This window comes from Lelliottia nimipressuralis (assembly GCF_004402045.1).
GTDB classification, from domain to species: Bacteria; Pseudomonadota; Gammaproteobacteria; order Enterobacterales; family Enterobacteriaceae; genus Enterobacter; species Enterobacter chinensis.
Window position 1 is genome coordinate 490945 of the sequence record NZ_SOMG01000030.1, and the last position, 19851, is coordinate 510795.

24 protein-coding genes are annotated in these 19851 nt (G+C 55.8%); 13 read left to right on the top strand and 11 right to left on the bottom strand.

Annotated elements, in window-relative coordinates:
* The 4 genes from E3U32_RS20040 to E3U32_RS20055 form a co-directional block, all read right to left on the bottom strand.
* Positions 1-3090, bottom strand: coding sequence for an efflux RND transporter permease subunit (locus E3U32_RS20040; protein ID WP_134350176.1), 3090 nt, complete (start codon positions 3088-3090; stop codon positions 1-3).
* Positions 3087-4196, bottom strand: coding sequence for an efflux RND transporter periplasmic adaptor subunit (locus tag E3U32_RS20045; RefSeq protein ID WP_134350177.1), 1110 nt, complete (start codon positions 4194-4196; stop codon positions 3087-3089). Before E3U32_RS20045 ends, E3U32_RS20040 begins: the two co-directional genes overlap by 4 nt.
* A gap of 74 nt (positions 4197-4270) precedes the next feature.
* Positions 4271-4885 carry a TetR/AcrR family transcriptional regulator gene (locus E3U32_RS20050; RefSeq protein WP_134350178.1) on the bottom strand — a complete coding sequence of 205 codons (615 nt, stop codon included), beginning with the start codon at positions 4883-4885 and terminating at the stop codon, positions 4271-4273.
* Positions 4886-5096: 211 nt separating this feature from the next.
* Positions 5097-5891, bottom strand: coding sequence for an SDR family NAD(P)-dependent oxidoreductase (locus E3U32_RS20055; RefSeq protein WP_134350179.1), 795 nt, complete (start codon positions 5889-5891; stop codon positions 5097-5099).
* 96 nt (positions 5892-5987) lie between these two features.
* Between E3U32_RS20055 and E3U32_RS20060 the strand changes: the two genes are divergently transcribed.
* A complete protein-coding gene (locus E3U32_RS20060) occupies positions 5988-6356 on the top strand; it encodes a MerR family transcriptional regulator (RefSeq protein WP_134350180.1) in 369 nt (122 codons plus the stop codon).
* A gap of 44 nt (positions 6357-6400) precedes the next feature.
* Here the strand turns inward: E3U32_RS20060 and E3U32_RS20065 are convergent, their stop codons facing one another.
* The 3 genes from E3U32_RS20065 to E3U32_RS20075 all read right to left on the bottom strand — a co-directional run bounded on the left by E3U32_RS20065 (position 6401) and on the right by E3U32_RS20075 (position 8417).
* Positions 6401-6715, bottom strand: a complete 315-nt coding sequence (locus E3U32_RS20065; RefSeq protein WP_134350181.1) for a PTS sugar transporter subunit IIB — start codon at positions 6713-6715, stop codon at positions 6401-6403.
* 133 nt (positions 6716-6848) lie between these two features.
* The gene (locus E3U32_RS20070; protein WP_134350182.1) at positions 6849-7448 is read right to left on the bottom strand and encodes an HAD-IB family hydrolase; all 600 of its coding nucleotides are present in this window, start codon (positions 7446-7448) and stop codon (positions 6849-6851) included.
* Between the two features lie 57 nt (positions 7449-7505).
* On the bottom strand, positions 7506-8417 hold the full coding sequence (locus E3U32_RS20075; protein ID WP_134350183.1) for a LysR family transcriptional regulator: 912 nt from the start codon (positions 8415-8417) through the stop codon (positions 7506-7508).
* 98 nt (positions 8418-8515) lie between these two features.
* On the opposite strand from E3U32_RS20075, the gene E3U32_RS20080 reads away from it, so the two are divergent.
* Both E3U32_RS20080 and E3U32_RS20085 read left to right on the top strand, forming a co-directional pair.
* The gene (locus E3U32_RS20080) at positions 8516-9631 is read left to right on the top strand and encodes an alkene reductase (protein WP_134350184.1); all 1116 of its coding nucleotides are present in this window, start codon (positions 8516-8518) and stop codon (positions 9629-9631) included.
* Positions 9628-10203, top strand: a complete 576-nt coding sequence (locus E3U32_RS20085) for an ester cyclase (protein ID WP_134350185.1) — start codon at positions 9628-9630, stop codon at positions 10201-10203. Before E3U32_RS20080 ends, E3U32_RS20085 begins: the two co-directional genes overlap by 4 nt.
* A 49-nt stretch (positions 10204-10252) precedes the next feature.
* Here E3U32_RS20085 and E3U32_RS20090 read toward each other — a convergent pair whose 3' ends face one another.
* Positions 10253-10720: a DUF1348 family protein gene (locus tag E3U32_RS20090; RefSeq protein WP_134350186.1), complete on the bottom strand. Its 468-nt coding sequence runs from the start codon at positions 10718-10720 to the stop codon at positions 10253-10255.
* Between the two features lie 103 nt (positions 10721-10823).
* On the opposite strand from E3U32_RS20090, the gene E3U32_RS20095 reads away from it, so the two are divergent.
* Positions 10824-11402: a TetR/AcrR family transcriptional regulator gene (locus E3U32_RS20095; protein WP_134350187.1), complete on the top strand. Its 579-nt coding sequence runs from the start codon at positions 10824-10826 to the stop codon at positions 11400-11402.
* Positions 11403-11454: 52 nt separating this feature from the next.
* Here the strand turns inward: E3U32_RS20095 and E3U32_RS20100 are convergent, their stop codons facing one another.
* Positions 11455-12039 carry a histidine phosphatase family protein gene (locus tag E3U32_RS20100; protein WP_353620397.1) on the bottom strand — a complete coding sequence of 195 codons (585 nt, stop codon included), beginning with the start codon at positions 12037-12039 and terminating at the stop codon, positions 11455-11457.
* Between the two features lie 196 nt (positions 12040-12235).
* Here E3U32_RS20100 and E3U32_RS20105 point away from each other — a divergent pair, with 196 nt between their 5' ends.
* The gene (locus E3U32_RS20105) at positions 12236-12748 is read left to right on the top strand and encodes a GNAT family N-acetyltransferase (RefSeq protein ID WP_134350188.1); all 513 of its coding nucleotides are present in this window, start codon (positions 12236-12238) and stop codon (positions 12746-12748) included.
* On the opposite strand, the gene E3U32_RS20110 is transcribed toward E3U32_RS20105, so the two are convergent.
* Positions 12729-13517, bottom strand: a complete 789-nt coding sequence (locus E3U32_RS20110; protein ID WP_134350189.1) for a hypothetical protein — start codon at positions 13515-13517, stop codon at positions 12729-12731. The two genes, E3U32_RS20105 and E3U32_RS20110, sit on opposite strands and share 20 nt — an antisense overlap.
* A 1-nt stretch (position 13518) precedes the next feature.
* Positions 13519-13716, bottom strand: coding sequence for a hypothetical protein (locus tag E3U32_RS20115; protein ID WP_134350190.1), 198 nt, complete (start codon positions 13714-13716; stop codon positions 13519-13521).
* A gap of 258 nt (positions 13717-13974) precedes the next feature.
* On the opposite strand from E3U32_RS20115, the gene E3U32_RS20120 reads away from it, so the two are divergent.
* Genes E3U32_RS20120 through E3U32_RS20155 form a run of 8 tightly spaced genes read left to right on the top strand, consistent with a single transcriptional unit; the run spans position 13975 to position 19849 of the window.
* Positions 13975-14409 (top strand): nuclear transport factor 2 family protein, encoded by a 435-nt coding sequence (locus E3U32_RS20120; protein ID WP_134350191.1) that lies wholly within the window; start codon positions 13975-13977, stop codon positions 14407-14409.
* Entirely contained in the window at positions 14406-15125 is a 720-nt protein-coding gene (locus E3U32_RS20125) for an SDR family NAD(P)-dependent oxidoreductase (RefSeq protein WP_134350192.1), read from the top strand. The genes E3U32_RS20120 and E3U32_RS20125 overlap by 4 nt, the downstream gene beginning before the upstream one ends.
* Positions 15122-16381: an NAD(P)/FAD-dependent oxidoreductase gene (locus tag E3U32_RS20130; protein WP_134350193.1), complete on the top strand. Its 1260-nt coding sequence runs from the start codon at positions 15122-15124 to the stop codon at positions 16379-16381. Before E3U32_RS20125 ends, E3U32_RS20130 begins: the two co-directional genes overlap by 4 nt.
* Position 16382: 1 nt before the next feature.
* Positions 16383-17105 (top strand): DUF1365 domain-containing protein, encoded by a 723-nt coding sequence (locus E3U32_RS20135; protein WP_134350194.1) that lies wholly within the window; start codon positions 16383-16385, stop codon positions 17103-17105.
* Complete coding sequence (locus tag E3U32_RS20140; protein WP_134350195.1) at positions 17102-18322, top strand: SAM-dependent methyltransferase; 1221 nt, start codon at positions 17102-17104, stop codon at positions 18320-18322. Before E3U32_RS20135 ends, E3U32_RS20140 begins: the two co-directional genes overlap by 4 nt.
* The gene (locus E3U32_RS20145; protein WP_134350196.1) at positions 18319-18804 is read left to right on the top strand and encodes a DUF2878 domain-containing protein; all 486 of its coding nucleotides are present in this window, start codon (positions 18319-18321) and stop codon (positions 18802-18804) included. The genes E3U32_RS20140 and E3U32_RS20145 overlap by 4 nt, the downstream gene beginning before the upstream one ends.
* A complete protein-coding gene (locus tag E3U32_RS20150; RefSeq protein WP_134350197.1) occupies positions 18801-19325 on the top strand; it encodes a hypothetical protein in 525 nt (174 codons plus the stop codon). Before E3U32_RS20145 ends, E3U32_RS20150 begins: the two co-directional genes overlap by 4 nt.
* A complete protein-coding gene (locus E3U32_RS20155) occupies positions 19322-19849 on the top strand; it encodes a DUF3833 domain-containing protein (protein WP_134350198.1) in 528 nt (175 codons plus the stop codon). The genes E3U32_RS20150 and E3U32_RS20155 overlap by 4 nt, the downstream gene beginning before the upstream one ends.
* Positions 19850-19851 lie beyond the last annotated feature (2 nt).

Here is a 19851-nt window from a genome sequence, read left to right on the forward strand (position 1 = left end):
TTACACGTTTTCCGTACGTTGCTGCACGCGTTGTTCTACAGGGCGGATCCGGAACCAGATCGCATACATCGCGGGCAGGAAGACGAGCGTAATGATCGTCCCACCTAACGTTCCGCCGATCAGCGTCCAGGCCAGCGTTCCCCAGAATACGGAATGCGTCAGAGGAATGAACGCCAGCACGGCGGCCATTGCGGTCAGTAATACCGGGCGTGCCCGCTGGACCGTTGCTTCGACTACCGCCTGGAACGGATCGAGGCCGTCCTTCTGGTTATGATCGATTTGACCGATCAGAATCAGCGTATTGCGCATAAGAATGCCTGACAGAGCAATTAAGCCCACCAGGGCGTTGATGCCAAACGGCTGATTGAAAAGCAGCAGGGTAGGCACTACGCCAATCAACCCCAGCGGAGCGGTAAGAAACACCATCACCATCGCCGAAAGTGAACGCACCTGCAAAATGATGATCAATAGCGTCAGGGCAATCATGATCGGGAACAGCGGTAACATGGCCTGCGTAGCTTTACCCGATTCTTCAATAGAACCTGCCATGTCGATACGGTAGCCGGCCGGCAGCGCATCAACAATCGGCTGGAGCTGTTTCATGATAGCGACCGACACGTCCGGTGGCTGGAGATTGTCGGCGATATCGCCCCGCACGGTAATCGTGGGGGTGCGATCGCGACGGCGCAGGAGTGGGTCTTCCATGCCGATCTCAATTTTGCCGATCTGAGACAGCGGAACACGCTGTCCCGCATTACCCACGAGGGTGAAGCCCTCGATTTTTGCCGGGTCAAGACGGATATCACCCGCCGCACGGCCAATCACCTCTACCGAACGAATATCTTCCCGCACGGAGGTAATGGGTACGCCTGATAACAGGAACTGGAGCTGCTGGGCGACGGCGCTGGAGGTTAAGCCGGTGGCCTGCAGGCGGTTCTGATCGAGGGTGAAATGTAATACGGGCACGCGTGACCCCCAGTCGGTGTTGACGGTTCGCATCATCGGGCTGGCCTGGAGCACGGCTTTTACCTTATCAGCGATGTCACGCACGTTTTCGACATCCGGCCCTGAAACGCGCCAGGCAACCGGGAAGGGAGAGTACGGGCCAAACACCAGCTGCGTCACCCTCACTCGCGCTTCGGGCGCAAGGCCGCTGGCGACGGCCTCCCTGAGCCTGAACTTGAGCGCCTCGCGCGACGTCTCGCTGTCCGTCAGGATCACGATTTTCGCAAATGAAGGGTCGGGCAGCTCGGGGGCCATTGCCAGATAAAAACGGGGTGAACCCTGACCAATATAGGCGGTAACGATTTTGGCCTCCGGCTGCTTGCTCAGCCATGCTTCTATTTTTGCGGTGGCGGCGCTGGTCTGGGCAATCGACGTGCCGTAGGGCATCTGAACTTCAACCAACACTTCAGGGCGATCGGAGGTCGGGAAAAATTGTTTTTTCACCATCCCCATGCCGAGCACGGCCAGAATGAAGATGGCGACCACCGAACCGGCCACCCGCCATTTTCTGGCGATAACGCGGCCAAGCAGCTGGCGAAAACGGTTGTATCGGGGCGTGTTATAGATGGCGGCATGACCACCTTCCACTTTTGGAATGTTCGGCAGGATCTTCACACCCAGATAAGGCGTGAACACCACGGCGACAAACCACGACGCAATCAGGGCGAGACCGACAATCCAGAACATATTGCTGGTGTATTCCCCGGCGGTCGACTGGGCAAAACCATTCGGCATAAAGCCGATAGCCGTCACCAGGGTACCTGCCAGCATGGGCGCGGCGGTATGGCTCCAGGCGTAGGCTGAGGCTTTGATTCTGTCGTAACCTTCCTCCATCTTCACCACCATCATTTCGATGGCGATAATGGCATCATCCACCAGTAAGCCGAGGGCGAGGATCAGGGAGCCCAGCGTGACGCGGTCAAAATTTATCCCCGCGGCCTCCATCACTACGAAGACGACCGCCAGCGTCAGCGGGACCGCCGCTGCCACCACCACGCCCACGCGCCAGCCCATGCTGACAAAACAGACCACCATGACCACAAGCAGGGCAACGAAGAATTTGATCATAAACTCATCGACCGACGAGCGGATATTCACGGACTGATCGGTGACTTTGGTCAGGGTCATGCCGAGAGGCAGGTTATCGTTAATTTTCGCCGTTTCCGCATCCAGCGCTTTACCCAGCGACAGGCCGTTCCAGCCTTCGCGCATTACGATGCCCAGCAGAAGGGCGGGTTCATGCTGATTGCGTATCAGCATCGTGGGCGGATCTTCGTAGCCGCGTTCAACCGTCGCCACATCGGAGAGCTTGAGCGTTTTTCCCTGAGCAACGAATGGCGTATCGCGGATCTTCTGCAGTTCATCGAAAGCACCGTCCAGGCGGATGAAGATCTGCGCGCCCCGGGTCTCAATGGCGCCCGCGGCGGTCAACGCGTTCTGGCTATTGAGCGCATTGAAAATATCCTGCTGCGAGAGCCCCATCGTCGCCAGTCGATCGTGCGAGAAGGAGATATAAATCCGTTCGGCCTGTTCACCGATAATGTTCACTTTTTTCACGCCAGGAACGTGCAGAAGCTGCTGGCGCAGGCCTTCGGCATCACGTACCAGCTGCCGCTGGGGTTCGCCTTTCGCTTTGAGGGCAAAAAGGGCAAAGGTGACATCCGCGAATTCGTCATTCATCATCGGGCCGATGACGCCCGCCGGGAGGCGCTGGGACTCGTCTCCAAGCTTCTTCCGCGCCTGGTAGAACTCTTCCTGCACCTCTGCGGGCGGCGTTTTGTCCTGCAATGATAAGGTGATAAAGGCCATGCCGGGACGGGTATAGGTTTCCGTACGGTCATACCATTTGAGTTCCTGCAGGCGCTTTTCCAGCGGTTCGGCAACCTGATCCTGGATTTCCTGCGCGGTGGCACCCTGCCAGACGGTAATCACCGTCATTTGCTTGACGGTGAAGGGCGGATCTTCCGCGCGTCCGAGCCCAAAAAAGGCGTAAATACCGGCAATCGTCACGAGAACGATCAGAAACAGCGTGACTGAACGCTCGCGAACGGCAAGCGCTGACAGGTTAAAGCGGCTTCCGCTCATGGCGTGTTCTCCGCATGGGCGGCATTGCGTTGTTCAGCAAGCCTGACGACTTCACCCTCGTGCAGAAGATGTGCGCCTAACGCAACAATCTTCTCGCCGGGCTTTACGCCACCCGTGACCTGCGCCGCAGCTTCACCCACGCTCAGCACGTTGACGGGCGTCCATGCGACCTTTGCCGGCGGCGCAGAAATGCGCCAGACGCCGGGGCCTTTGCCCGCATCGTAGAGTGAGGCCAGCGGGACCTGCATGATCTGACCCTGCGCTTTCGTGTCTTCAATGTTCAGCGTGACGGTGGCCCCCAGCGGCGCGTTGGCCAGCGCGCCTTCGAGGACGTATCGTGCTTCAAAGGTGCGGGTGGTGGCGTCGGCTGAATCAGAAAGCTGGCGCAGCGTTGCGGTGACCGGGTGTTTTTCATTGCCATACAGCGTGGCCTGCGCTGCGCTGCCGACGGCAGGGCGCAAGGTCTCCGGGAACTGCACCAGCGCTTCGCGCTGTCCTGCCCTGGCGAGCCGGATCACCACCTGCCCGGCGCTGACGACCTGGCCCGGTTCGGCGAGCGTCTCCATCACCACGCCGTCTGAATCCGCCAGCAGTACGGCATAGCCCGTGGCGTTTTGCGCCACGTTGGCCTGCGCGCGGGCAGCGCTGAGCTCGGCCCTGGCCGTATCGGCCGCCGCTTTGATCTGGTCATACTCCGAGGCAGATACGGCACCGGATGCCACAAGGCCGCGATAACGCGCCTCATCGCTGGACGCTTTTTTCGCACGCGCCTGGGCTGCATCCACCGTGCGCTGCTGTGCCTGGGCCTGTAATTTGAGGTCAACCGGGTCGAGGCGCAGCAACGGCTGGCCTTGTTTGACGGTCTGCCCGGTATCAACCAGGCGTTCGAGGATTTTTCCCTGAACCCTGAAACCCAAATCGCTTTGCGTTCTGGCGACCACCACGCCCGTAAAGGAGCGGGCGGTATGGTTCGCAAGTTCGACGGAGGTGGATCTGACAAGCGGTGGCTGAGTGCGCGGATCGTCACTCGCGGAATTATCGCCGCACGCCACCAGGGCAAACGGCAGGAGACAAGCGGCAACGTGGGCTGAAGTGAGCCTGAGCATGGGATACCTTATAGACGTAACAGGACGATATCCGCATTCTCTGACTAGTGACCAATAATGTCAATGGTCACAAATTAGGGGGCCAGGCTTCTTAAAATCAGTGAAGAGAGCAGCACCGCTGCCGCCGGGGCCGTTTCGAGGTTGTACTGCAGCTGTACGGGATTAATGTAAGGACACATCACCATGTGGATGGCCTGAGTGACCTCATCCAGCGGCGTTTTTCTCTCGAACTCGCCCGCCTGCCTGCCTTCGATAATGATGCTCTCAATCAGCTTCATCAGGCTTTCTGCATACCGTTCTGTCGAAGGCCACTGGTCGCGTGCGGCAACGGCGGCAATGTCGTAAAGCTTACGATCGTGGAAAAACAGCTCGCTTCCTGCCTCGGTGAGCGCTTTGAAAAGACGGCGTAATTTCTCGCTTGCTGACGGCGCATCATTGATGGCGGCAAGCACGGCCGCCATGATCAGCTCCAGGCGGTTAGCGCAGATCACTTCACCAATTGCTTGTTTGGAATCGAAAAACTTATAAATATAGGACTTTGAAAAACCGATGGATTTAGCCAGTTCGGCTACGGTGGTTTTTTCATAGCCATAGTGACCGAAGTGCTCAAAAGCCGCTTCGACGATTTGCTCTCTGACAGAGTGGTCAAGGGGACCACGTGTTGATGGGGCGTTCATATTTTTAGTCATTATTTAAGCTTAGCGTGACGGGCCAGGATTGACAACGAGTGACCATTTCGTATTTTGGTTACATGCGTTTTCGTCATGAGCCGTTCAGACGGGACGATCAACCAGGTGGGGGTAAGTGTATCACTGTTTTTCGCGTACTATGGCATCTATCTGTCTGCGAATTGTGAGGGTTTCAGCGCAATTCCCTTGCACTGAAACGTCAGTATTTTGCTTAAGCCGATCGTGGGCGCAATATTTTTTCGACGATGAGCACCAGACGCCTGCGCGTCACGAAGCGGTGTAGCTGGCCCAGAAGCCAGTTGCCGCATCCGGTAATTACGTAGTTACGGTTAGTGTCCACGGCCTCTAACGCCAGAGTGACCACTTTGTCCGCGGGCATTCTTTTACCTACTGAGGCTTCCTCAGCGTTCACTACATCAAAAAAAGCCGTATCTGTGGCACCGGGACAAAGCGCCAACACGCGAATACCCTTTGAGCGGTATTCTCCCCACAGCGCGTTTGAAAACGAGAGCAGGAATGCTTTGGTTGCGCCATAAATCGCCATATAAGGGTCAGGCTGCATCGCGGCAGTAGAGGCAACATTAATAATCACCCCGGAGCCTTTCTGCAGCATTCCCGGCAGCATGGCGTGAGTGAGTTCCACAGGGGCCAGGCAATTCACGTTGATCTCATCACGCTGCCTGTCGATTGACAGTTCTTCGAATGGCCCATAGGTGGCAAACCCGGCGCAATTGATCAAAATGTCGGGGAAACGCCTTAAGGTTTCAAGCCGTTCTGCAATGTGGGGGATGGCTTCTGATTTCACTAAGTCCTGCACGATAACCGTAACGGAAACGCCATGCTTTCTGACTAACTCAGCGGCAAGCGCCTGAAGCTTTTGCTCTGAGCGGGCTATCAGGATCAATGCCACGCCGCGAGCGGCGAGTTGTCTGGCGAAATCACGACCTATTCCCGAAGATGCCCCGGTAATCAGCGCTGTTTTTCCTGTATAATCAAAAGAGTTCATACCTTAAATCCCGTTTCCCTAATTTGTGCATCACAGGATAAACCGTGCACTTAGGTACACGGTCAAGCGTGATTTTTACAAGATAAGGACGACGCAATGCGAATTGGCGAACTGTGTACGAAAACGGGATTATCGAAAGAGACGGTCCGTTACTATGAAAGGCAAGGGTTGTTAGAGAATATCCCACAACCCAATCGCAGCAATAACTACAAAGTCTATTCCGCCGTCGATTTACAGCGTTTGAACATGATCAAACATGCCAAAATGCTGGGCTTTACTTTAGCCGAAATATCAGAGGTTTTAGCTGTCTGGGTCGACGATAAATTTACCTCTGAGCAAAAGCAAACCTCTCTGCGCCGCAAATTGCAGCAGCTTGAAGAGAAAGAAACGGCGTTAATTGAACTCAGAGCCAGGCTAATCAACGCTATTAATAAGGTTGGCCAGCCTTGTATAGACGAGTTTTGATCGACGGGTGAGTGGAGGCCGCAATAGCGATGCGGCCTTGTCTGTCAGGCAGCCAGTTCAGGCATCTGCTCCTTCACGAAATTCAACACCTTCCTCGCGTCCAGAGACGCGTAGGGAAGGCTCTCAATGATGGCAATTGAACGCGTATTTCCCACGATGTCGTTTATCTCATCGAGTTTGTATTGAATGTGCGGCGCGATAAGAAAACCGTCGAAAGCGGGGGAAACACTGGCGAAGTTATCCAGCCCAACGGCGCTAATCATCAGTGGATAGCCTTCTTGTTCTGCCAGGGACTGCATTTTTTTGGCGAGAGAGTTTGCGGTGTTACCGAATAAACAACATATCAGAAGCTTTTTCATATTTTGTTCCTCCTGAAAACCGCTCATAGGGTAATCCTGAGGTTGTCACCGAAATGCGCGCTATCTCTTATTTTGGTGACAAATTAACTGCAGCTGCATTAATTGAATGTTTGTTTGATATGACGCGGCAGATTCAGACCATTTCTTTCCACTGATAAAATTTTATTGAGGCAAGAGAGAGCATGTCTAAATCTTCTTTTGTATCGCCATAGGCATAGACGTCTTTATAGGAAGATAAATCATAATTATCAATTATCTTCGTTTTTTTTAAGCGAGCGCTACAGTCCCCTTGTTTGTAGTTTCCGGTGGCTTTTCCCCCTGAAAAGGCCACTTCACTGCATAAAAGTTCCAACCCATTCTGCTCACACCAGGGTTTAAGGTACAAATCAAGCGAGGCAGAGACAACTACCACCGTATCCCCTTGAGATTTATGCCAGTTGATTTTGTTCATGGCATCCTCCCGCAACAGGGATGGAATTTCTGTTTTACTGTAGAAAAGACCTGCATTTTTTAATTCAGCTTCAGACTTGCCAGCTAACGCTATTCTTACCACTTTTTTTCGTAAAACCGATCCCGATAACGCGCCCATTTTATAGGCGAGGATATAGGGAAGAAGGCGTAGCTTTCCACGCCGCAGCGTTTTTTCATCCACAGAACGGTAAATAAACGGCGTGAAGGTATCGGAAAAAGTTATCGTTCCATCGAAATCGAAAAAAGCAATATTTGTAGTCATAAGCCGTTCAGACGGGATAATGAATTGCATCGGGCGAGTGTATCACTGTTTTTGATGTTAATGTTTTTTTAGCCAGTCGAGAAAAAACTGGCTAAACGCCGTGACCTGAAGCGGCTGCAGCTTGCGCTGCGGGTAAACAAACTGCAGCCCGACATCTTTGCGATCGTATCGGCTAAAGCCGGTGAAGCTGTCGGCAAACAGCACCGTGAGTCTTCCGGTCTCAACATCGTCTTTGACGTCCCACCAGGATTTCCCCGCGATACCGGCCCCGCTGAGGGCCCACTGACGAAGCAGCGCGCCGTCGTCGCACACCATGGCAGGATCCACGCGAACAACCGTTTCCTCGCCCTCGGTTTCAAAGCGCCATTCGTTCATTACCACGCCCTGCGACTCAAGCGCCAGGCACCGATGATGGGCTAAATCTGCAAACGTGGAGGGGATGCCACGGTCGTTAAGATATTGCCCGGAGGCAACCAGCACCCGATGATTCGGGCGGATATTTCTGACGACAAGACTGCTGTCCGGCAGGTTACCGAAGCGTACGCTCATATCCAGCCGGTTAGCGACCAGGTCCTCAACGTGCTCTCTTAACGAGATGAAAAATTTCACGTCAGGATGGATGCGGGAAAATTCAACGACGGCAGGGCTCAGATACTGTCTGCCAAAGTCAGAGGGTGCAGAAAGGCGAATGTTGCCGCTGAGCACGCCTTCTTTTTGCGTCAGTAACGACTCGGCATGATGCACTTCTTCCAGCACGCGCAGCGCAGCATGGTAAAACTCTTCCCCGGCGCGGGTCAGCGTGATGGACCGCGTTGAGCGATGAAACAGGCGGGTCTGGTAACGCTCTTCAATTGCCTTTAGCCTGGCCGTCATGGTGGCCGGGGAAAGCGACAGGCGTCGTCCGGCAGCGGAAAGGCTGCCAGCCCCGGCAATCTCAACCAGTAATGCCATGTCTTCGAGCTTGCCCATTATTCATATTTTCCGAAAAGTGCATCTGTTTTTAGCGTAATTATCAAAATCAGATGCCGCCTGTAAAGTGATTTCATCCAAACCACAGGGGATGAAGCATGAAACGTACCTCACTTTTTGAACGCTACAGGCTGGGTCCGCTGGACCTGAAAAATCGTATCATCATGGCACCGATGACCCGCGCGCGTTCCCTTCAGCCGGGAAATATTCCCTCCGCGCTGATGGCGGAGTATTACCGGCAGCGTGCCAGCGCGGGATTAATCATCACGGAAGCCACGCAGATCTCGCCTCAGGGGCAGGGTTACTCATGGACACCCGGCATGCATACGCCGGAGCAGATTTCAGGATGGCAGCTCACCACGGGCGCCGTGCATCAGGCGGGCGGGGTCATTTTTTCTCAGCTCTGGCACGTAGGGCGGATGTCGCACGCCAGTTTTCATCAGGATGGAAAGCCCGTCGCCCCGTCAGCGCTGGCGCCGGACGCGCAGGTATGGGTGGTGAATGAAAAGGGAGAGGGCCAGATGGTTGACTGCCCACAGCCGAGAACCCTCTCGCGCAATGACATTCACTCTATCATTGCGGACTATCGCCAGGCCGCCCTGAATGCCGTTCAGGCCGGGTTTGATGGCGTGGAGGTTCACGGTGGAAACGGCTATTTGATCGACCAGTTCCTGCGTCAAACATCCAACATACGCACGGATGAGTACGGTGGCACGCTTGCCAACCGGATCCGCTTTGCCCAGGAGGTATTGAGCGCCATTGCTGAGGCCATTGGTCGCGAGCGTACGGGCATCCGTCTCTCGCCGTTTATTACCCAGCGCGGGATGAACGATCCGCAGGTGACGGAAGCCATACTCGCTCTTGCGGCCTGGTGTGAACAAAAAGGGATCGCGTACATCCACCTGGCGGAAGCCGACTGGGACGATGCGCCGCAGGTACCTGAACATTTCCGCCAGTCACTTCGCGAGACCTTTAGCGGAACCCTTATCGTCGCGGGCAACTACGATCGTGAAAAAGCGGAAAACATCCTTGCCGCGGGCTATGCCGATTTGATTGCGTTCGGACGACCATTTATTGCTAACCCGGATTTACCCCTCCGACTGGCGCACCGGTTGCCTTTGGCACAGGTGCGCGATCCCGCCACGCTGTTTGGCGGCACCGCGACGGGATATACCGACTACCCCTTATATAACCTGCAGGAAGAAACATTATGAACCGTAAGACCTTAATTATCGGCGGCGCGTCCGGCAGCGGGTCGACATATTTTCGTTCCGCTCTCGCGGCGCTTGTTTTTATTGGACTGTCGGGCACCGCGTATTCGGCGCAGGCAGAATGGGTAAAACCTCATCAGCTTATTGTGGATAAAAGCCTGCCCCAGGCGCAATTAACTGCGAATGAATCTGTTGCCAGAGAATATGCAACGTTCTGGAACACGGGGGATGAATCCCTGGCGCGTGATGCCCTGGCGGTGAACTTTATTGATAAAACGCCCCCGGAAGGTCGTAAGCAGGGGCCGGAAGGCGCTATTTTAGCCTCGCGGGCCTTTCGTGCCGCCGTGCCTGATTTACGCTGCGAGGTTGAGCAAATGATTATTTCAGGTAATCGCGTGGTCTCCCATTTGCATTTTTACGGCACGTTCAGCGGAACATTCGGCAAGCTGAAGGGGAAGGGGCAGAAAATAGATTTTATCGCCACGGATATTTACGACATTCGTGAAGGTAAAATTGCGGCTAACTGGCATATTGAGGATAACCTGACGCTGATGAAACAGCTGGGCGCACTGTAACTTCATCACTCCGGGTAACCCGGGGGGAGCCCGGAGTGATGCGTAAATCCTATAACCCCAGATCGCTCAGAGAGGGGTGATCGTCCGGGCGTCTGCCCAGCGGCCAGTGGAACAGTCGCTCAGCGGCTTTTATCGGCATATCGTTTACGCAGGCAAAACGGCGCTTCATCAATCCGTCCGGCTCGAACTCCCAGTTTTCATTGCCGTACGAGCGGAACCAGTTGCCAGAATCGTCATGCCATTCATAGGCATAGCGAACGGCGATGCGGCTATCCGTAAACGCCCAGAGCTCTTTAATCAGACGATAATCCAGCTCTTTTTTCCATTTCCGCTCCAGAAACGCCTGCGCTTCTTCACGGTTGGTGGCGAACTCCGCGCGGTTGCGCCATTGGGTATCCAGCGTATAGGCCAGCGCGACTTTCGCCGGGTCGCGACTGTTCCAGCCATCTTCTGCCAGTCTGACTTTTTCGATGGCGCTTTCACGTGTGAAGGGCGGTAAAGGAGGACGTGTGTTCATGGCGATTACCTCAGCGTATTATGATGTAGACAGGTCTGTCTACTTGCGATAATCTATGCCTGTAAAATAACGCTGTCAACATCCGTTTTGAGGTTATAAAAAAGTGAAAACAGAATCCGCAGGCAATGATACAAAAATCAGCGTCAGAGATAAGATATTACTGACGGCGCACGATCTGTTTTATTCCACAGGCTTCAGGGCGACGGGCGTGGATACGCTGATTAAAGCGTCGAAAGTGACAAAGGTGACTTTCTATCGCCATTTTCCGAGTAAAAGTTTACTTATTCTCGCTTATTTACAGTATCGGCATGAAATATGGATTGGCTGGTTTGAGTCCACGCTGCGTCGACATCTTGAGGAAGGTGAAATACCTTCTGACGCGTTATCTGCATCGCTTTACGAATGGTTTATTTCGCCCGAGTTTCACGGCTGCGCGTTTATTAATGCCAGCGCCGAGGCAAAATCGGAAGATATTGAAAGCGAAATAAAAGAGATTTGCCGAAATCATAAATGTGAAACTAAGAAAATTATTGCATCGCTGACGAAGATCGCTGATGAGCGCGTCGTCAATGAGATCATGCTGCTCATTGACGGCGCAATTATTCATGCGCAAATGGGCATGGATACCAGCACGGTCATCACGTCGTTAGCACCGGGTCTGGAAAGGTTAACAGGAAAATAAGCGTAGCCGGGGCGTTGCATCATGTTAAATGGCTGGAATACGCGACAGTCTATTACAGACTGTAAACCCCCGCACCCCAGTACCCCTTACCCGGGCGACTCTCTTCTTTCCAGCCTGATGCCATCAGCGCTTTTGCAATAAACCGGTTCATGATCCCGTGCCCCATGAGCAGGACGGGACCGTCGGCGTGCCTGGCTACCGTCACAAGGATCTCCGCCGCCTTAACGGCGCGTTTTTTGGCGACGTTTACAGACTCTGCCTCACCTGGCAGGCCGCAGAGCCAAAGTATACGAAATAGCGCCGCCCAGGAAAAAGGCGATAACCGTAACCCTGGGATACGAAATACCGGCAACTCCGCTTCCCGAAATACATCATCAATTACGCCCGGTTCACACCCCAGTGTTTTTAACGATGACAGGGCTCTCGGGAGAGGGCTGCTGAGGAAAGCGAGCGCTCGGTACGCCTGGATTTGAGCCATTTCAGGCGGCCTGTCGCTGCCCGTTGAAGAGAGGTTATAGCTGTCGATCCACTCCGCTATTTCCCTGCATGAGACTTTTGGCGCACCCCTGTAATGGGGTTCTCCATGCCGCATCAAAATAATTTCCATACGTTCTAATCGCGAGTCCCGATCTTCCATTCATCACAGCAAGACTAACGCGATCTGATAAGAATGTTCACCCACCCGTTTTGGTGTGTCAGAGCGAGATCCATAACACGCGGCTGTACTTAACGTTGTTCACCGCAATAATATATGTCGCAAGAATTTAACTGTTTTTTGGCTTTCTCGTTTCGCGCGGCATCACACGTAAAGCGGGTTAGTAAGGATACCCTCCATGTCTCTTCGAATTCGACAGGCCACCGGAGCCGATTCAACGCTTTTAAGCGAGCTGGGATATCGCATTTACCCCGCCCATTTTCAGCATCTGTGGGTGTCAGACGCAGAGATGAAGGATTTTCTGCACGGCGAGTACGCGCTTTCTGTACTTGAACAGAGCCTGAAAGATAACGCTGTTTCCTGGTATGTTGCCGAGACCGATCGGCCCGTGGGGTTCATGAAAGTGACCTGGGAGGCCATGATTCCAGAAACGGATAAGCAGGGTGTGCTTCTGAACAAGCTCTACCTTGATCCTGCTGAGACCGGCAAGAATTATGGTCAGGTCATGTTCAACGAAATCATCGACATGGCCCAGAACAGAGGGAAAGACTATCTCTGGCTGGAAGTGCTTGAGCAGAACGCGGGAGCGTACCGCTTCTACCAAAAGCAGGGCATGCTCTGCCTTAAGAACGTGCTTTTCGAAACCGCTTCTCAGCAGAGCATACTCAGGATTATGGGGATGTCTCTTTAGAAAAAGCGCGCGCATCCCGCTGTGCCAGCGACAGCGCACTGGCGCTGGCGGGGTCGAACAATGACAGGCTCTCAATTTGATTGAGTAAAATCACCTTGCGGAATGACATTGCGCTGCGGGGTTCTGAGTCGAGCGTAATGTCATGCTCCGCATACCACCTGCTGTAATTATTCTCGATGCGCAGATCCATCGTCTTTTCATCTCTGTACCCGCTTAACATCGGGATCAGCACAATATTGGCCGTTTTTTCATATTCCAGCGTCGCGGTGTGGATCATGCCGATGTATATCCGCCTCGACCGGAGCGTGACCTGCGCCAGCTCGCCTTGCTCCATACACTGGTACAGCAGTTGTTCTATCCCGCTCGACTGGGCAAGGCGTTTGTAGAGCTTTTTCCGGCTTTCACCGTCCAGCCTTGCGCTACCTGCCCAGTTAGAGCGGTAGAGGCAAAACAGGATGGCAAACGCCAGCATAACGACCACCGGTGCCTGAATGCCTAAAAAACTCCAGTTCATAAAGTCGATTTGCCAGTCGGTATATTTCGGTGAGGCAAAGTGGAAAGCGTTGTTGGCGGCGGACAGGGCGAGCAGCAGCAACCAGAGCAGCCCCGTGGCAATCACGCCCTGCAGAACGAAAATACAGCCATACAGCGCAACCAGAAAATACACATCCCAGCCGAAGGATCGCTTGATTTTAAAGCGGGTCGACAGGTCGCGGCTGGTGTACCAGTACCCGCATACCATCAGCACCATAAATATCGCCGTTCCCATATCAGGCCCTCTTCAGCGTGTCGACGTGACGCAGAAAATCCTGCCGCACCTCGTTGCTTTTGTAGTTCACCGAGGCGTTCCCGTCCTGGTCGATGATGATGCGATCGCCATCTTCGACGGCTTCAATCATTTCCTGCTGGCTCATTACCTGGAGCAAAGATTCGGGGCTGGAGAAAAGCGAGAGAAAGAAGCGTTTCATGTCAGGCATCCTTATGAATTAAAAAGGATAAGCCTGGAAGATGTCCGGTGAGTTTGCCTTAAGGATAACCTGAAAGTTAAAGCCGACTGACGGCGACACCTTACCCCGTCCACAAAACCCATTTTTTGGTTTGTTATCAACTTATTGATATATATCTAAAATAAAAAATAGATCACTACAAACTTGGACAAATAACGTGAACTGTGTAAGTTTTAATTATGCGATTACGCCACGTTGTTTACAGCCAGGATGTGACCCATGAGCACTTTGCCCTCTGTCGTGAGTCGGTTTGTTGAGTACTACGCCGCACTGGATAGCCAGCCGCCGTCTGCGCTGGTGGGGCTTTATCATTCAAATGCCACGCTTATCGATCCGTTTGGCGAGCATGACGGAATTTTCGCGCTTCAGCGCTACTTCATCCATCTGCTGGCCAACGTTGAGCATTGCCGTTTTACCATCGATCCGCCGTTGTGCAGCGAAAGCCGTTTTGTTGTGACCTGGATGATGCACTGGTCGCACCCGCGCATTGCCGGGGGAGAGCCGCTCGAACTGCCGGGGTGTTCCGTGGTGGAGACGGAAAACGATCTCATCACACGCCAGCGCGACTACTACGATGCGGGAGAGATGATCTACGAACACCTTCCTCTGCTTGGCTGGGCGGTACGGGGCGTTAAGCGGAGGGTGAAATCATGAAGACGGTTCTGATTACTGGCGCAAGCTCGGGCATCGGTGCCGGTCTGGCGAAATCCTATTCCGCTGACGGCTACCATGTGATCGCCTGCGGGCGAGATCCTGTGCGCCTGGAAGCACTGCATCAAACCTGCCCCAATCTCACCGTTCGCCTGTTCGATATGACAGACAGGGATGCCTGTCGCCAGGCTCTGACCGGCAGCTACGCCGATCTGATAATTCTCTGCGCCGGGACCTGCGAATACCTCGAACAGGGCGTGGTGGACGCGGCGCTGGTGGAGCGGGTGATGGCAACAAATTTCCTCGGTCCGGTGAATTGCCTTGAGGCGCTACAGCCGCAGCTGGTTGCGGGCAACCGCGTGGTCCTGGTGAGTTCGATGGCCCACTGGCTGCCTTTTCCCCGCGCGGAGGCCTACGGCGCGTCCAAGGCGGCGCTGAGCTGGTTTGCCGAGAGCCTGCGCCTGGACTGGGAGCCAAAAGGGATTACCGTCACGGTTGTCTCGCCGGGCTTTGTTGACACGCCCCTGACGCGCAAAAACGATTTTGCCATGCCGGGCAGGGTGAGCGTCGACGAGGCGGTGAAGGCGATCCGGACCGGACTGGCGGCAGGGAAAATGCATATCGCGTTTCCCGCCGGGTTTGGCTTCATTTTGCGGCTGCTCTCCAGGCTACCCGCGTTTTTGCAGCGCGCGCTGCTGCGCAGGATGGTGCGTTCATGAAGATTGCGATTATCGGCAGCGGCATCGCCGGGCTGACCTGCGCCTGGCGGCTGGCCGGGCACCACCAGGTGACCCTGTTTGAAGCGGGAGCTACGCCCGGCGGGCATACCGCAACGGTTGACGTGACGACGCCGCAGGGCACATATGCGATCGATACCGGGTTTATCGTCTACAACGATCGCACCTATCCGCGTTTTATGGGCCTGCTCAGCGAGCTGGGCATCAGCGGGCAAAAAACGCAGATGAGCTTTTCGGTGCACAACCCGGCGACGGGGCTTGAGTACAACGGGCACACCCTGACATCGCTGTTTGCCCAGCGTCGAAACCTGGTGAATCCGACATTCTGGCGGCTGCTGGGCGAGATTGTTCGCTTCAATCGTCTGGCGAAAGTGGCGCTGGACGCCGAGGTTGACCCCAACGCCACGCTGCAGACGTTTCTGCAGCAGCACGGCTTCACGTCGTTTTTCGCGCGACACTATATTCTGCCGATGGGGGCCGCCATCTGGTCATCCTCGCTGCAGGAGATGAAGCGTTTCCCGCTGCCGCTCTTTTTACGCTTCTTTCACCATCACGGCCTGCTGGATATCACCCATCGCCCGCAGTGGTACGTCGTCCCGGGCGGCTCGCGGGAGTATATCCGCGCGATGCTGGATAAACTGGGTGACCGTCTGACGCTACACCTGAACGCGCCGGTTCAGCGTGTGAAACGCCATGCGGATGGTGTCACTCTCCTGTTTGACGACGCCACCCATACCTTCGATCAGGTGATTTTTGCCTGCCACTCGGCCCAGGCGCTGGCCATGCTTGACAATCCGACGCAGGCAGAACGCGAGGTGCTGGGCGATATCGGCTGGCAGCGCAACGAGGTGGTGTTGCACAGCGATCCGCGCTGGCTGCCGGTGCGCCAGCGGGCGTGGGCCAGCTGGAACTACCGCCTCAGCGATCGGGAGCAGGCCAGCGCCTGCGTCACCTACAACATGAACATTCTGCAGGGGCTGCCTGCGGGCAGTCCGCTGTTCTGCGTTACCCTCAATCCGGACACGCCGGTGGACGAACGCTTCGTCTGGCAACGCTTTGTTTATGAACATCCGCTGTTTAACCCGCAAAGCTGGCAGGCGCAGGCGCGCCGCGGCGAGATCAACGGCCAGCGGCGGAGCTGGTTCTGCGGGGCCTGGTGGTACAACGGTTTTCATGAAGATGGCGTGCGCAGCGCGCTGGACGTGGTCAATGCGATAGCGGCCGGAGAGGGGAACTGACATGAACAGCTGCCTCTATCACGGCGTCTTACGCCACCGTCGCCTTCATCCGAAAACCCATGAATTTAGCTACAGCGTCTTTATGGCCTGGCTGGATCTGGATGAACTGCCGCAGCTGGCGTCCGTCGGCGTGCGGCGCAATCGCTTTGCCGCCGCCTCGTTCCATGATGCGGACTATCCCCTCGGCACGCCGCTTAAGGAGAACGCGCTGAGCAGGCTGGAGAGCCTGACCGGCGAACGTCCGGACGGGCGGGTTATGCTCCTGACGCAGCTGCGCTATTTCGGGCTGCATTTTAATCCGGTCAACTTTTACTACTGCTATGACGGGAAGGGAATCCTGCGTTGGGTGCTGGCTGAGGTCCGCAACACACCGTGGAATGAACGTCATTACTATGCCGTCAACGGGCAGGATGCGCAGCCCACGGAAAAAGCGTTTCACGTTTCCCCCTTCAACCCGATGGACATGATTTACCACTGGCGCTTCAACAACCCGGATAACACCCTGCATATGCACATTGAAAATCACCAGGAAGCGAAGGTGTTTGACGCCACGCTGGCGCTGCGCCGGGCGCCTCTGACCCGTCCGGCGCTGCGCTCGCTGCTGCTGCGCATCCCGCTGATGACCCTGAAAACCGTTTTCGCCATTTACTGGCAGGCGCTGCGCCTGTGGCTCAAGCGCGTGCCGCTGTATAACCATCCCGTCAGCAGGAGTGAACGCTCATGACCGATCCCGTCTTTGCGCTAGAACCCGATATCCCGCGCAACGTCCGCATCGCGCGCTGGCTGCTTTTCAGGCTGTTAAGCGGCATCCGCGGCGGCTCGCTCACGCTGCGGGAAGGGGCGCAGACCTTTCATTTTGGCGAGACATCCTCCGCGCTGCATGCCGACGTGCAGATCCTCACGCCCGGCGTCTACTGGCGCGTCTTAACGGGCGGGAGCCTTGCCGCGGCAGAAGCCTGGATAGACGGCGAATGGGAAACCGCGCATCTCACGCCGCTTCTGGAACTGCTGGCGCTCAACGGCGAGGTACTTGGCCGTCTGGAAAAAGGATTCCATCTGCTCGGCAGGCCGCTTGAACGGTTACGCCACTGGACGCGGCGCAACTCCCGCGTGCAGGCGCGGGAAAATATTGCGGCCCATTACGATTTGGGCAACACCTTTTATAGCCATTTTCTGGATAAGGAGCTGCTTTACTCCAGCGCGCTGTTTAACGCTGACGAGCAGGATCTCACGGCGGCTCAGCAGGCCAAAATGGCGCGTCTGTGCGAACAGCTGGCGCTGCGCCCGGGTGACCACCTGCTGGAAATTGGCACCGGCTGGGGCGCGATGGCGGAATACGCAGCCCGCCATTATGGCTGCCGGGTGACCACCACCACGCTTTCGCAGGAGCAATACGTCTGGGCGACAGAGCGGATCGCCCGCGCCGGGCTGCAGGATCGGGTTGAGGTGCTGCTCTGCGACTATCGCGATCTCACCGGTCAGTACGATAAGCTGGTCTCGATAGAGATGATTGAGGCCGTAGGTAAGCGCTATCTGCCGGTGTTCTTCCGCACCTGCCAGGCGCGGCTGCGTCCGGGAGGACGCATGGCGATTCAGGCCATCACCATTCAGGATCAGCGCTATCGCGACTACAGCAAAAGCGTCGATTTTATCCAGCGCTACATTTTCCCCGGCGGTTTTTTGCCGAGCATTACCGCAATGAATGAGCTGATGACGCGCCACACCGACTTCGTGGTGCGCAATCTCTTCGACATGGGGCCGGACTATGCCCGCACGCTGGCCCACTGGCGCCAACGCTTTGTCCATGCCTGGCAGGAGATTGAAAAGCTTGGCTTCGATGAACGGTTCCGCCGGATGTGGCTGTATTACTTTGGCTACTGCGAAGCCGGGTTTAACGCCCGCACCATTAGCGTGGTGCAGCTCACCGCCGAGCGCGTATGAGGCGTTACCTTCAGGTCTTCCTGCTGGCCGTCGCGTTCGATCTTTACTGGGCGCTGGTGGTGCTCTTTCGCGAGCAAGGCCTGATTATCTGGCTCGCGCTGGCGGTCCTGGCGTGCCTGCTGTTACCGCCAGCATACCGGTTTTACGCCATTGGGCTGGCGGCGGCGGGCAGCATGCTGGACGCGCTCTGGGCCCTGACCGGGCTCATTGCCTTCACGGGTGAGTCCCTGATGCCTTTATGGATGGTGGCATTGTGGCTGATGTTTGCCACGGTCTGGACACAGCTGACGCGCACTACAACGTTGCCCGGCTGGCTGCTGACCCTGCTGGCCGCGGTTGGGGGTCCGGTGGCTTACCTGTTCGGCGAGCGCCTGGGCGCTATCACGTTTCTGGAACCGACCTTTATCGTCGTCAGCTGGATGGCGCCGGGGTGGCTGGTGTTGATGCTGTTTTTCCACCTGCTGATGGGGAGTCAAAAATGAGAGCTGCGGTTCTGCTGCTTTGGTTAACGATCGTCACCCCCGCAGCCCAGGCGGCCGACTGGCTGGCCTGGCGTAAAGTGGGCGACGCCACGCTCACCTGGGGACCTTTCACCGTCTATACCTCCCAGCTGCGCACTCCGGATGGCCGTTACAGCCGAGAGGAGCAGGAACAGGCGCTGATTATTACCTATGCGCGCGACATCGGTCGCGATGAACTGGTCGAGGCGACCCGCGACCAGTGGCAGGCGCAGGGGATCCTGGCCCAGGAACCGCAAAGCGAAGCCTGGCTGCGGATGCTCCAGTCGCTGTGGCCGGATGTCCGACCGGGCTCGCAGCTGGCGTTTGTTCTCAACGATAAGCAGGGGCAGTTCTGGTACCGCGCGTCAGCGGCGCAAACATCCTTTATTCCACTCGGAGCACGCCAGTCGGAAGCGTTCAGCACCCGTTTTCTGGCCATCTGGCTCGATCCTCGCACGCAATATCCTGAGCTGCGCCAGCAGTTAATCGGAGGCCAAAAATGAAACGTATCCTGATGGTGGCGCTGGCATTCACGATGCTGCTGGCGGGCTGTAGCACGGAGGTGGCCGAGTATCGCCAGCAGCAGCCGCGGCTGGATATCTTCCACTATTTCCAGGGCAAAACCGAAGCGTGGGGGATGGTGCAGGATCGTAGCGGGAAGCAGATCCGTCGCTTCCACGTTGAGATTGCCGGGGACGTTATCGGCGATACGCTGACGCTCAATGAACACTTTGTCTACGACGACGGCGAGAAGCAGCAGCGGGTATGGCATATCCGTCGCGTGGGGAACGATCGCTACGAGGGAACGGCGGGGGATATTGAAGGGGTTGCCACGGGGCAGGCAGCGGGCAACGCCTTTAACTGGCATTACAGCATGAACGTAAAAGCCAACGGGAGCACCTGGCTACTGAAGTTTGACGACTGGATGTACCTGCAGGATGAGACCCATCTGTTTAATAAAACCGAGATGAAGAAATTTGGCGTCACCGTCGCCACGGTGACGCTGTTCTTTACCCGTAGGACGTGAGT